The following is a 12,629-nucleotide window of genomic DNA, read 5'->3' as shown; positions in this document are numbered from 1 at the left end:
ATGATTGAGAACAAAAAGATTAGTTTAGGTGAAGATATAGACGAAAGTGCCTTTGAGCAGATTTTGAAATTTATCCGACTCAGAGTTACGGATGTTTATGCTTATCCGCCAGAGATCGTACAAGTGGACGGTATCACCATTGCCACGCTGGGAAACTTTAGTGCATCGACCGGAAAGCCGAAGAGTAAGAAAACTTTCAACGTGTCGGCTATCGTGGCTTCTGCATTATCCGGTAAGGAGGTACTGCGTTACAAGGCGACCCTGCCGAAAGAGAAACATAAAGTATTGTATGTAGATACAGAACAGAGTAAATGTCATTGTCACAAGGTACTGGAACGAATATTGGTACTGGCCGGAATGCCGATTGACCGTGAGAATGAACGACTGGAGTTCTATATGCTACGAGAATATTCACCCAAACACAGGAGGCAGATCATTAACCTTGCACTGGAAACAGACCCGAATATCGGATTCGTGGTGATTGACGGAATCCGTGATCTTATGTACGACATCAACAATCCCAGTGAGTCGGTAGAGCTTATCAATGACTTGATGCGGTGGTCCAGTATGCACGATCTGCATATCCATACGGTACTGCATCTAAATAAAGGTGATGATAATACCCGTGGGCACATAGGTACAGAACTGAATAATAAGGCTGAAACAATACTCCAAGTCACGAAAAGCCCCTTTGATAGCAGTATAAGCCAAGTAAAGGCCATGCACATCCGGGAGAAAGAATTTACTCCGTTCGCATTCAAAATCAATAGTGAAGCATTGCCCGAACTGGTGGATAATTACGCGTTTGAGGCGGAGCGTAAACCTCTATTCGAAGTATTGATGGATGAGCAACATGTGAGCGCATTGGAAAGTGTCTTTTCGGAGGGTCCAATTGTCGGGTATGAGAATATGCTCAAATCCTTGCAGAAAGGTTATGAGGCCATCGGCTATAAACGGGGGCGGAACGTGTGCGTGGAACTGAATAAGTTCCTGATGGGAAAAGGGGTAATAACCAAAAAGGACAAGACTTACTCTTACGAACCTAAAGCCTTTGAGAATGAGGAACCAATATAGAATGGAAATAAGTTTAGTTTACTCCGAGGCTATATATGGTAAATCTATGTCGAACCGCAATAAATACCAAAAAAATAGTATGAACATCGCTCAAATAAAGCAAATAGACCTGGTGGACTATCTGAAAGCCATTGGCTTTTCACCAACAAAGGAGTCGGCTAAGTCAGCATGGTATCATGCTCCTTATCGAGAAGACAGAACACCGTCATTCAAAGTCAATAAAGACAAAAAAATATGGTATGACTTTGGAACGGCTCAAAGTGGTGACATCATTGATTTGGCGGAACTACTCTACCAATCAAAAGATGTATCGCGATTGCTCAAGCTCATAGAGGGTGCAGCACCGGCTCTGGCTCCTCGAATTAGAACACCTATATCCCAGGATGGAGAACGGCTAACGGATCAGTTCAGAAATATAAAAGTGGTGAACTTGAATCATGAAGCATTGAAGTCATATCTGCAATCCCGTGGTATTGATTTAGATATTGGGGAATGCGAATGTAAGGAAGTGCATTATTCCTGTAATAAAAAGGGATATTTTGCTGTTGCTTTTCCAAATATTGCCGGTGGATATGAAATCCGTAATCCTTATTTTAAAGGGTGTATTGCGCCAAAGGATATATCCATCATCCAAAAATCGGATAGATTAAGAGTACATTGCTGTTGCCTATTTGAGGGTTTTATGGATTACCTCTCCTATCTGACTTTAGTAAAATTGGGAAGAATAACTGAAGGCGGCAAGTCTATGGATTATATTGTTTTGAACTCGGTAAGTAATGTCAGCAGGGCCATCGAGCCAATTAAAAAATATGAAGTCATTCATTGCTATCTTGACAATGATGATGCCGGTAGACGGGTGGTGGACTCCTTGTATGAATTATTGGGTGATAAAGTACAGGATATGTTTGCGTCTTATCCACTCTACAAGGATTTGAATGACTTCCTGAGAAATAAGAAAAAAATCCCATAATAGTAGTAATATATGGATATTATTTTCTAATTTTGCAATTAAATAGTAATATCCTACCATGTATGAGTAATGCAAACTATGTTACCAATCAAGATATTATGCTACTTTTAGCGAAACGCATAAAGGAGTACAGGCTTGCCGCACGGATGAGCCAAAAGGAAATGGCGGAGAAATCCGGTGTGAGCCTTGCTACAATAAGCCATTTTGAACAGGGTGTCAATCAGAACATGACCCTGAATAATTTCATATCATTGTTGCGGATAATCGGCATGGAGCAACGAATAAGTGATTTACTGCCTGAGTTGCCCATGCCGCCGATGGCACTGAAACAAATAAATAAATTCATTCCCAAAAGAGTAAGGAGGAACAGTGATGATACAAAATCTTGATGTATTTTTATGGAATCGGAAAGTGGGTACATTGGTAGCCTATAAGGAGAAATACGCAGAAAAGGTATGCTTCTATTTCGACAGTGACTTTATAAAGGGCGGGTATGACATCGCTCCGCTGCAAGCCCCAATAAACGGTGTGTCCGCTCAACGTGGGTTGCCTGTTTATGCCGAAGATGATAAGATTTTTGGTGGTTTGCCCTCTTTCATAGCCGATTCACTACCCGACCATTGGGGGAATAGGGTATTCAATGAATGGGCGAAAGTGCATCATATAAAATCTCGTGACCTGTCATCACTTGACCGTCTGGCATACATCGGTAGGCGAGGAATGGGGGCGTTGGAGTTTGTACCTCCTGCCGCTGAAGAAATGGAGAAGTCGTTCAAAGTGGAGATTGCCGACCTGTACAGGCTTGCCCGTGCTGCCTTGAACGAGGCTAAAGACTTCAAGGCAGAGATGCAACCTGACTTGATGATTGAAAGCCTGTTCAAGGTGGGAACATCTGCCGGCGGTCGCAGAGCAAAAGCGATCATCCATGTGAATACGGAAACTAATGAGTGCTATTCGGGACAGGTAAGTGCCCCTGCACCCGGTTTTATCCCGATGATTATCAAGTTTGATGAGCATCTTGATCTGCCGACAACACGTATCGAATATAGCTATTACCTGATGGCTCGGGACGCAGGGATGGAAATGATGCCATCGATGCTTGTCGAGGGTGAAAAGGAAGCGCATTTCCTTACCGAGCGGTTTGACCGTAAGGGAAATGAGAAAATTCATATCCAGACTTTGGCAGCAATGAACCCGGCAGCGGATAGTTATGAGTCTCTGTTTGACACCGCCTGCCGCATCGGTATCATACCGGTGGAAATGCAGAGGTTGTTCCTGTCCATGACCATGAATGTGCTTGGAGGAAATGTGGATGACCACAATAAGAATTTCAGCTTTATGATGGGGCAAGACGGTGTGTGGCATATTACACCCACATATGATTTCACATTCTCGGTCGATCCGTCGGCACCAAGATATGTAAACCGTCATTGCATTACCATAAACAACAAAAACTCTGCCATTGAACGTGGAGATTTGCTTGAGCTGGCTAAGAAATACAATATAAAAGGTGCTGATTCCCTCATAGAAAAGGCAATCAGTATTGTCAGCGACTACCAGCAATATGCGCATATGGCGGGGGTTGACAGCTATTGGATCCACCAAATAAAAGAGGAAATAAATTATCGTATTGAGATACTATCAGAAATGTTGCGACAGAATGGATTGCATCGATGAAGTTCTCCTTTGGGGAGGGCTTTTTGCTACCTTTTGTGCCGCATTTTGCTCACTGTCAAAAGTAGAAAAAACTCACTGAAAAGAACTTATTTCACCGAATGCTTACTGGAAAGCATCGAGAAATGGACCTTTATTTGAATCGTCAGGTAAGGAATTATAGGATGACGATTGATAAAGTCAAGAAAAAACTCTTTGTAGCTTTCATAAAGTTGTTCAGGTGGAGCAATACACACAGGGCGCTTCTTTATCACATCTTTCACCACATATACTTATTGGGATTTAATTCGTTGCCTAAGTAGTTCAAGCGATTTGACAATTGGAGCCGTCTTCTCTTGACCAATTGGAATAAATGGATCATCATCTGGCTCAATCGCCATAAAAGCATCATCCCCCGTACTAAGCTCCCAAGCATTCCTAAAGATTATATTGGTAAACTTGAAAGCTGAATCAAAAGAATTGGGCATTATGATATTATTGTCAGATCCAATTTTTAATGCCATTAGCCAACAACCTTTGAAGATGTTATAATGCTTTATAAATTGATCTATATTTATGGAATTACTAGGTGTCATTGTATGCTTTCGCGAGAGAATTGTACAATATCTCTTCCCATCATCTATTGGATCCCAATCTTTCATATCTGGTGCGATACATATTCTATACCAATGAGGATACTCTTTCCTGATACCGGTGATAATATAGATTTTCACACTAGGCTTGTTTTTTTTGATTATTACAGCGTTTTTTGTAATTTTGGAACTATATATCATAGTGTAATATCAAATTCAAATTAAATTCAATGATTGGTTTAATAAGCTTAGTAGTTTCTGCATTAGCGATTTTGTTAATATTCTTCATTTGGAGGTCTAAAGTCATTGAGGAGAAGTTTCCATGGATATGGAAAAATATAGGTTTGCCGATATTCAATTATTTATTTGTTATCAGTGTACGCAAAGTGACACTTGCTTTTTTAGGTGTCATTGCTGCAATTTGTACAGGTTGGTCAATCACCAAATTAACAGTCGGTCTATCAAAAGAGAATAAAGACAGTGGAATATGGGCTGCTTTAGAGTTCGAATACGGAGCTTTGGATTGGTTTGTCGTGTCGCTGGTGGCACTTATTGTGGTTATGTATATCTTATATATGTGGTATGAAGGTAAGCAACTGAATCCTAGTATCGAGCAACTGGGGAAAATAAGTGATACTACAGAAAGGGCTGATAAAAAGCTCGATGTAGTTCTGAAACGTATGGCAAATAAGGACACGATAGACATTGTCAAAGAGCTAGCGCCTGCAATCAATAGCCTACATGTAAATACTGCTTATAGGTTACTGGAAAAACTAAGAGTTGTTGTTATAAGAGAGAGTTATCCAGACCTTCCTTTGCTTGCTACTATTGATTACTTTATGGGTAACTGTAAGCGTTATGTTGATAGCAAAAAGGCACTGGAACATTATGAGATAGCTTACCAAACCGCAGAAAGGGCAAACTATTTTGATTGTGATATTGCTGCAGGTCAGATTTATGTTTATTGCAAAAATAGGAATAAAGATAAGGCTCTAGAATTGGCTGAGAGTATCAAGCTAAGGGATTCTAATAATGTTTGGGCATGGATTCCTGCACTTGTTTTTGCGATTGATATAAATGAATCTTTGCACAATGTACCAGAGAATGCAAAATTTGGAGATAGTCTTATTGCTATAGTCAGTATGCTTGATAATGATGTGTTTAAAGAAATCCCTGTTGATCTGGATACTCACCCTGTTAAGATATTGGATAGTCTTACGATTGATAATGTTTCCATGTGGGTCTTCTATCTAAGCATCTCGTTGACGCGTTTTCTAAAGCAATGGGTTTATAAACCTGCTGACATCAATAATATGCCATGTAAGGAATCTGAAGATTTGTATGCCATGTCAGAAAAATTTTATGAACTGCTTCATAAAACTGAATTAAATGATATGCTTCCAGATTTGAGGTTTACTCATGCGCTGGTGGCATATAACCATGATAATTGTATTTCATGGATTGATGATATCAAAACCTGTACTTATACACCACAGCAGAAAGATTTCTATTATCTAGCAGTTGCATCTATGCTAATGAGTGCTAATAGGGAGCTAGAAGCGATAGAATTTCTTGCTGCTTATGGTGCAAATGTCAGTGCATCTGTGCTGCAACAGAGGCTTTTTTTAGCGTTAAAAGCGAAAAATGGCGATAATATCATACAGGTTTTTCAATATGCTTGCCAATATAATGTTTCATTTGACGATGATAGCTTGAATTATGTACTGTCCTCAATTCAATATTTTACTGAAGTTGTATCACCATATATTTCTCAGTTGAATATCGTAAACATTATAACTAAAAATATAATTTTGGAAGTACTGGCTTTCTTCGAAGGTAAGCAAGTTAATATTGAATACATCAAAACTCATGAGGGTGAACTTCACTATCTTTTAAGACCTTACGTAACACTTCTTTATGAGAAACATGTAGGTCTTGATGATGCTATTAAAATGATAGAGCCTATCATTGATATGAACTATTATGATATTAGAACTCATACCTATGTTCAGTTATTACAAAAGGATAGAAAATATGGTAGTAAACTATATGATTTCTGCAGACAATTGCGTTTAAATAATCTTGAAACATCTGATACGTTGAGCATTGAACTTAGAATGGCAGAATCAATGCAAGATTTTGAGCGTGCATTGCAGATTACAACACTTTGTATTGATAAAAATCCTAAAAATGGCATTCTGATAGAGCATCATTTGATGGCATTGTATCGATGCAAAAGGTATGATGTTGTGGAGAAGTTTTTTGATAGACTTAAAGATATAGATTTTCCCGAAACAGCCATTAGTAATATTACCAATACTTATCACTTCGTCAATCGTCCAGACTTGGCTGTAGAGTTTCTGTATCAACAAATACATAGGAAGCCTACACAGCCTCTGCATGACCTTTTCTATCAATTTTCCGTTCAGAAATCATTGGGTGACATCATTCATCAACAATATGATGTTGTTTCCCTAAACAGTTATGTGATGCTGGATGTGGATGGCCAAGAACAATATGATGAGATTCTCTCGGGCTCTTATCTTGAAGATTTGGTTGGTAAGCATCTAGGTGAGGCTTTAGAACTGTATCATTTCCGTCGCACTAGTATTGTGACCGTAAAAGCCATTTTCAACAAGTATCATAAGTTGTGGATGGATTGTATGAAGGAAATTTCGGAGAATAGGAGTAAGACGATCAAGTCATTCACGATTGATGATCTAACTGGTGGTGATGGAATATTTGCTAACCTTAAGGAATTGTCGGGTCGAGGTGATGGTTATGTTTCAGAAATGGAAGAAGCTAAAATTAATTATCAAAATGGTTCTATAACATTGTATAATTTTATTGGAGACCACCAAATAATGAGTGATTTGTATGATAAATTATTTGGTGATTTTACAATATGTATGATTCCACGGAAGGTTGTTGCTCAACACATTACAGCATGCAATTACAATATGAAGGATGTACAACCTGTACTTGAGCTAAGTTCATTGTTGATGATGCATGAGATTCATAAGCAGTTCAAACTTTCGTTCACTAAACGCTTTATCTTAGCGAAAAGTATTGCAGTCGCGATTGATGATTCTATCATGGAGGAGTTAAAAGGTATGCCTACTTTTTTTAGTCAGAAGCTATGTGATATACTTGTGATAGAACAACATGAAGGGGTGCCAGAGATTTCCCCTTTGGTTGCAAAACTCAAAATGGTGAGACAGTGGATTGCAGACTATTGTGATATAGAGAATTGTGAGGAAATACTGAATCAAGATTTGTCGAAAATTGACATGCGGTTACAACATATGTTTTTAGAGTCTATAATGATGGCCAATCAACCAAATCGTATTCTGATTACAGAAGATTGGACTATTTCGATGATTAACTTCAATGCATACAAGGCAGTAAGTTGCAATAACTGGTTATATTTTATGGATTATGAAGAAATGATAAGAATTGATGTATACTTTGCGAATTTGAACTATTTCGGTTGCGAAATGACATCAGAGTACATATGCGATCAATACTACAAGAATAATCGTAAAGAACCAAATCATTTACAGAACTGTTATTTAAATATAGAGAAGAATAAGCTGAATACCTATAATGTATTAAATTCAGTTCTTAGACTACTCGATGGAATAATAGAACCAGGGCTGAATATATTTGCTATAAACATATTTGCTCTTATGTTTAAAAAAATGGATTATACTCAGGCGCAGTCCATCCTCTCTATAGCTTTTCGTATGTCTAGTGATACTGTGTACAGACAATGTCTGGTAGATGCTTATAAGATAACGCATCCATTGGTAATGCAAAATTGAATTTGTAGAAAGTTTATAAAGTGAGCCAATAAAAACAATACACCGTATAGTGTATTGTCTTGATTCTTGAAAAATATTATAGTTTTCTCTAACTTACCATGTTGGGGCTTGTATTTCTATAAATTTGTTTTTTTTTTTGCTACCATAATTGCTGCACCTATAGAAGCCACCTTGCTAATTATTTGGAAAGAAAATCCAATAACCTATCCTTTACGTACTTGCTTGTGTCGGACACAAGTCTTTGCTTTAACCAAAAATGACTGCCTTCGAAGCCATAGGCAAAGAACTTGTCAAAGTCTGTATTTTCGGACAGTTGTTTTATGGCTACACGTAACTCGTTTTCGTCCCTTGAGAACACAACTATGTTCCCAAGGCTAATCAGTAACATCGAGATTTGGTCATCCCACACGCTTACAAGACTTTCAAATTTCACTTCCATATTTTTGTGTTTAATGGGTAAATAATCATGCTGCTTTCATCCGCTTACGGATATGGTTTGCGTTCTTATTTACAAGGTTGATGATACGCTCATGATACTCTGTATTGGAGTTGCAAACGCCACGGTTATCAAAAGTATTCCAAAGAGTACCCTCCTATTAGATTGATAGTCAGATACTCTTTTGTCATTTTTCATTTGATAACATTTATAGTATCAGCACAGATTTTTCAGAGAAACCTTCAGTTTTAAGTCTTTCTCCCAACTCTTGACTTCCGGTTCTTTTATTCCTACTTGTTCATAAACTTTCTCTATGGCTTCTCGTTTAGCTTTAGAGTCAATACGGGCATATACCTCTGTCGTCGTAATTGATTCATGACCAAGAATCGCGTATATGGATAAGATCCCACCCGGCTTGGAGGAGGTGTATGGCTCGACTGTGGCGAAGCAAATCCAAAGGTTGGGATTTTATAAAGGTTTGGATAACGTAGGCAGTGTGAACCATAGTGTCGTAGAGTAATTTCTTGAGCCTTTAATGCTTTGCTAACCCTCATGTAGATTGCATCCCTTGAGAGTTTCCGGTGTGGAGCGTGCATACCTATGAATATAAAGTCTTTTCCTATACTATATTGTTCCTCACTTCTTTTAAATACCTTGTAATAGTATCTCCAACGCTATCTATCAAGGGATATGCCATTGGATGTCCATTTTTAGCATGTCGGATCTGTATCTCTTTCTTCCACCAGTCGATATCTTTGAGCCTCAGATTCGAAACCTCACTTACCCTTAGATTGTATACAGACAACAGCAAAATGATAGCATAATCCCTAATATCTGTGGGATGATCAGTATCTTTCCTTTCAAGAATAGCTGCTACTGTATTCCATGTCGTAAACGAGGGTAATTCTTCATGTTTGAACAACCGTGGCGATTTGAATGCCAGGTAGATCCCTTTAGCACACCATTCTTTACTTTCTGCACATTTTAAGAATGTACGATAAGTTGATAAGAAGTAAGCCATACCTCTTCGGCTTACTCCTTCCTCGTGTCTCTTTTTGATTATTACATCTGCGGTAGCAGGGCTAAGTAAATGAAACTCCCCACATAATTCTTCTATATAGTGAAGTAACTTAGGAAGTACCCTTCTTAGCACTTTGATTGTGGAATCAGCGAAACCTTTTTTTTCATTGAGCCAACAAAGATATTCGTTAAGATAAGATGCAAAAGGTATTGTGTTTGATTTCTTTTTCAGACAACCAAGAAATTCCATCCATTGTATGGCATAACGAATGAACTTTTTTTTAGCAGCTTCAGGATAATTGCTTATAAGATATCTTTTCCATGCTATATATCCCCAATGAGTTGCTGCAGTTCGTATTTCTACCTCAGTTACGATTCTCCTTTCGTAGAATTGCAAGAACTCAATGATATGGGGTAATGTTGCGCGAATGAAGTTCAAAGTACAGACACTTGTCCCTAGCTGGCTCTTATAAGTCAGGAAGGATTCACGTTCTTCCAACAATGGGGCTGTTTCATGCTTTCTAAAAGGAACTCTTGGATTATATAGATTACCCGGGACAGATGAAATTATGTCTGTCAGCTCAATCTCCAACCATCCTGAATATAAGAACCATCTTAATGCATAGCTAATAAAGCGTGAACGTCAACGCTTTGATGACGACTTTTCCCTTTTGGAGGAGAGACTCGGTATCCCCCTGTTACTCCAGCCCTCAGCCGAATAACTATTTCGTCAACTTTCAATGGCTTTACTTTACAGGAGGGGCAGAAAGAGCCATAAGCTCAATAATGCGTAGCATATAATCCGCAGCTAAAATAAGGCTGTTTCTACATATCCCCGTTGAATTTAAAAACAAAAGATAACTTTCGCACTCTTTCAGTAAGAGGGCATATCGAGATGCTTACGCAAAGAATTCTTAAATAAGAGTTCTAACATATCTCAAATATTTTAATAGATTGTGCATCTATAATATATTTTTTTTCGTTCTAACACAAAAAAACTGCACTATTGAAGGGGGGGGATAACTTTTTTTCTAATTTAGCGAGCTAAGAGAAATACTTTTGGTTAAATTATATGTAAAATGGAAAATAGAGTCTACTATGGGGAATATTCACTCAAACACTGGATTGAGTTAATTCTGAAGAAAAATATCATACTTCCAGAGTATCAACGATATTTTGTCTGGCGAGAAAATAAAGTTAAAACCTTGATCGAAACGTTCAAGAATAAACAATTTGTTCCTCCAATTACCATTGGTGCATTTAAAAATGCAGGAACAGAGCAAAATTTAATACTTGATGGACAACAGAGGTTAACAAGTATATTATTGGCATATCTTGGTCTATTCCCAGATGAAGCAACTTTTAAAAAAGCTGAAGCTGATTTTGCTAATGACAACGATGATGAAGATGAAGATAAGGTAGAACTTGATAACGTATTTGAGTGGACTTTTGACAAGCTAACAGAGAAAGGTAAAAATAAGGAATCTATACTAGTTAATATCATTGATGGTAATTATAAGATAATTGACTTTGGAATAGATGATGAGTTCTTGAAAAATACTTTTTTAGGATTTTCCTATCTAGTTCCTTATATTTCCAATGAAAGAATTCAACAAAAATATTACTCGTCTGTTTTTAGAAATATCAACATTCAAGGTCAGGCTTTATTACCTCAAGAAAGTAGAGCATCTCTTTATTACTTAGATGAAAATTTAGCTCAATTCTTTGACCCTGATTTTTGTAAGGATATAAGAATTAAAAACTCGGGTAGTGAAACAAAATTAGACTTTGTTAGATACTTATCTTTATTGTCTCAATACCATAAAGATAGTAATACTGGTAGAATTGCACGAGGTTATAAACCCATAATGGAAAAGTATTATGAGAAGTATATTTACTATGTAGCAGAGGAGGATAGTGACACTCATACATTCGCACGATTTTCTGCTGTTTTCCCTGATAAAAACTATGCTACCAGATATGACATTTTGAAACAAACTATTATTTCATTAGGTGTAAAAAACCATCAATTTATTTCCATTATTGATTTGGATATTTTCTTCTTTGGATTGATATATGTAATAGTTTTCAGAAATAAAGAAATTGATGCTACTAAAATTGATGAGCTTAAAATCAAGTTAGAAAGAAAGATAGAACAGTTAAAAAATGATCTCTCTCATAAACGTGCTCCAGGCGCACTAAAATATTTGCGCTTACGCATTGAATCTTCAATTGCAATATATCATAGATTTACAACATGAATAGTCATACAGATTTTATATTGTCCCCAATGACTCGAATTTTAGAGGATGTTGTTACTGCTATAGCAGGGATTGGAAATGGAATTGAAACCTACCCTATATATGATTATGTTATGCAAACACTCTTCTTGAAGATGACAGGATTCCAAGAGCAAAAAATGAAATGTGTTTGTTGGGAATTGGCAACGTATGACTATGAGTATAGGTATGAGAAGTATTCAAAAAAAACAATAGGCGAATGTTCAAACTATAATGATAAAAAAGATATTTATAAGGATTTAATAAAACAAATACAAAAAAGTGTTGCCAATTTTGACGTTTCAACATACTTAGATAGGGAAGAGATATTGAGAGAGACATTCACTTTCCTTAAAGATACTTTTGGAAAGACAAATTTGTCTGTATGGGCACAGAATAGTTTTATTGAATTTGTAAATGATCGTACTCTAATTCGTCCAACTTACTTTGGCTCCAATGATAACTTATTTGAAAACACATTACAAAACCTCTACAAACAGCTTTATAGCCATAGAAATAGATGCGCTCATAACACCTTATCCTATCAACAAAATCTACCTACTCTCAAAACTTTGGTACATGATGATTATAAGCATGATAATTATTTTGTCCGTTTCTCACTTTTGATACTGATAGATAAAATCTTTATTCGATTATATAATAAATATTTGGAAGAAAATGAAAATAGATTATACCGATAAAAGACAATCACTCGTGCAAATGCTTGCCGTAGGCCCGTAAGGACAATGAGCGTATTTAATCTCTCAAGAATAAACGATA

10 protein-coding genes are annotated in these 12,629 nt (G+C 37.1%); 8 read left to right on the top strand and 2 right to left on the bottom strand.

Annotated features, from left to right (window positions below; translation table 11 throughout):
- The 4 genes from ACKPCE_RS13340 (at position 1) to ACKPCE_RS13325 (ending at position 3,721) form a co-directional block, all read left to right on the top strand.
- The gene (locus ACKPCE_RS13340; RefSeq protein ID WP_319505545.1) at positions 1-1,074 is read left to right on the top strand and encodes an AAA family ATPase; all 1,074 of its coding nucleotides are present in this window, start codon (positions 1-3) and stop codon (positions 1,072-1,074) included.
- Positions 1,058-2,044 (top strand): DUF8464 domain-containing protein, encoded by a 987-nt coding sequence (locus ACKPCE_RS13335; protein ID WP_319505544.1) that lies wholly within the window; start codon positions 1,058-1,060, stop codon positions 2,042-2,044. The genes ACKPCE_RS13340 and ACKPCE_RS13335 overlap by 17 nt, the downstream gene beginning before the upstream one ends.
- Positions 2,045-2,106: 62 nt before the next feature.
- Complete coding sequence (locus ACKPCE_RS13330; protein ID WP_319505543.1) at positions 2,107-2,433, top strand: type II toxin-antitoxin system RelB family anti-toxin; 327 nt, start codon at positions 2,107-2,109, stop codon at positions 2,431-2,433.
- Positions 2,417-3,721, top strand: coding sequence for a type II toxin-antitoxin system HipA family toxin (locus ACKPCE_RS13325; protein ID WP_319505542.1), 1,305 nt, complete (start codon positions 2,417-2,419; stop codon positions 3,719-3,721). The genes ACKPCE_RS13330 and ACKPCE_RS13325 overlap by 17 nt, the downstream gene beginning before the upstream one ends.
- Before the next feature lie 269 nt (positions 3,722-3,990).
- Here the strand turns inward: ACKPCE_RS13325 and ACKPCE_RS13320 are convergent, their stop codons facing one another.
- A complete protein-coding gene (locus ACKPCE_RS13320; RefSeq protein WP_319505541.1) occupies positions 3,991-4,431 on the bottom strand; it encodes a hypothetical protein in 441 nt (146 codons plus the stop codon).
- An 89-nt stretch (positions 4,432-4,520) separates the two neighbouring features.
- Between ACKPCE_RS13320 and ACKPCE_RS13315 the strand changes: the two genes are divergently transcribed.
- Both ACKPCE_RS13315 and ACKPCE_RS13310 read left to right on the top strand, forming a co-directional pair.
- Positions 4,521-8,114, top strand: a complete 3,594-nt coding sequence (locus tag ACKPCE_RS13315; protein WP_319505540.1) for a hypothetical protein — start codon at positions 4,521-4,523, stop codon at positions 8,112-8,114.
- A gap of 830 nt (positions 8,115-8,944) precedes the next feature.
- A complete protein-coding gene (locus ACKPCE_RS13310) occupies positions 8,945-9,070 on the top strand; it encodes a hypothetical protein (RefSeq protein ID WP_319505539.1) in 126 nt (41 codons plus the stop codon).
- A gap of 99 nt (positions 9,071-9,169) precedes the next feature.
- Here ACKPCE_RS13310 and ACKPCE_RS13305 read toward each other — a convergent pair whose 3' ends face one another.
- Positions 9,170-10,162: a tyrosine-type recombinase/integrase gene (locus ACKPCE_RS13305; RefSeq protein WP_319505538.1), complete on the bottom strand. Its 993-nt coding sequence runs from the start codon at positions 10,160-10,162 to the stop codon at positions 9,170-9,172.
- 487 nt (positions 10,163-10,649) lie between these two features.
- Between ACKPCE_RS13305 and ACKPCE_RS13300 the strand changes: the two genes are divergently transcribed.
- Both ACKPCE_RS13300 and ACKPCE_RS13295 read left to right on the top strand, forming a co-directional pair.
- Complete coding sequence (locus tag ACKPCE_RS13300) at positions 10,650-11,831, top strand: GmrSD restriction endonuclease domain-containing protein (RefSeq protein WP_319505537.1); 1,182 nt, start codon at positions 10,650-10,652, stop codon at positions 11,829-11,831.
- Positions 11,828-12,550, top strand: a complete 723-nt coding sequence (locus tag ACKPCE_RS13295) for a hypothetical protein (RefSeq protein ID WP_319505536.1) — start codon at positions 11,828-11,830, stop codon at positions 12,548-12,550. Before ACKPCE_RS13300 ends, ACKPCE_RS13295 begins: the two co-directional genes overlap by 4 nt.
- Positions 12,551-12,629 lie beyond the last annotated feature (79 nt).

The sequence above is a fragment of the Bacteroides graminisolvens genome (assembly GCF_963666085.1).
In the GTDB taxonomy this organism is placed as follows: domain Bacteria; phylum Bacteroidota; class Bacteroidia; order Bacteroidales; family Bacteroidaceae; genus Bacteroides; species Bacteroides graminisolvens.
This window is presented reverse-complemented; position numbering and strand designations above follow the sequence as displayed.

What these genes read in the sequence shown, in the direction of transcription:
- ACKPCE_RS13340 (WP_319505545.1), top strand. Translation starts at nt 1, where the DNA reads ATGATTGAGAACAAAAAGATTAGTTTAGGTGAAGATATAGACGAAAGT.
- ACKPCE_RS13335 (WP_319505544.1), top strand. Translation starts at nt 1,058, where the DNA reads ATGAGGAACCAATATAGAATGGAAATAAGTTTAGTTTACTCCGAGGCT.
- ACKPCE_RS13330 (WP_319505543.1), top strand. Translation starts at nt 2,107, where the DNA reads ATGAGTAATGCAAACTATGTTACCAATCAAGATATTATGCTACTTTTA.
- ACKPCE_RS13325 (WP_319505542.1), top strand. Translation starts at nt 2,417, where the DNA reads ATGATACAAAATCTTGATGTATTTTTATGGAATCGGAAAGTGGGTACA.
- ACKPCE_RS13315 (WP_319505540.1), top strand. Translation starts at nt 4,521, where the DNA reads ATGATTGGTTTAATAAGCTTAGTAGTTTCTGCATTAGCGATTTTGTTA.
- ACKPCE_RS13310 (WP_319505539.1), top strand. Translation starts at nt 8,945, where the DNA reads ATGGATAAGATCCCACCCGGCTTGGAGGAGGTGTATGGCTCGACTGTG.
- ACKPCE_RS13300 (WP_319505537.1), top strand. Translation starts at nt 10,650, where the DNA reads ATGGAAAATAGAGTCTACTATGGGGAATATTCACTCAAACACTGGATT.
- ACKPCE_RS13295 (WP_319505536.1), top strand. Translation starts at nt 11,828, where the DNA reads ATGAATAGTCATACAGATTTTATATTGTCCCCAATGACTCGAATTTTA.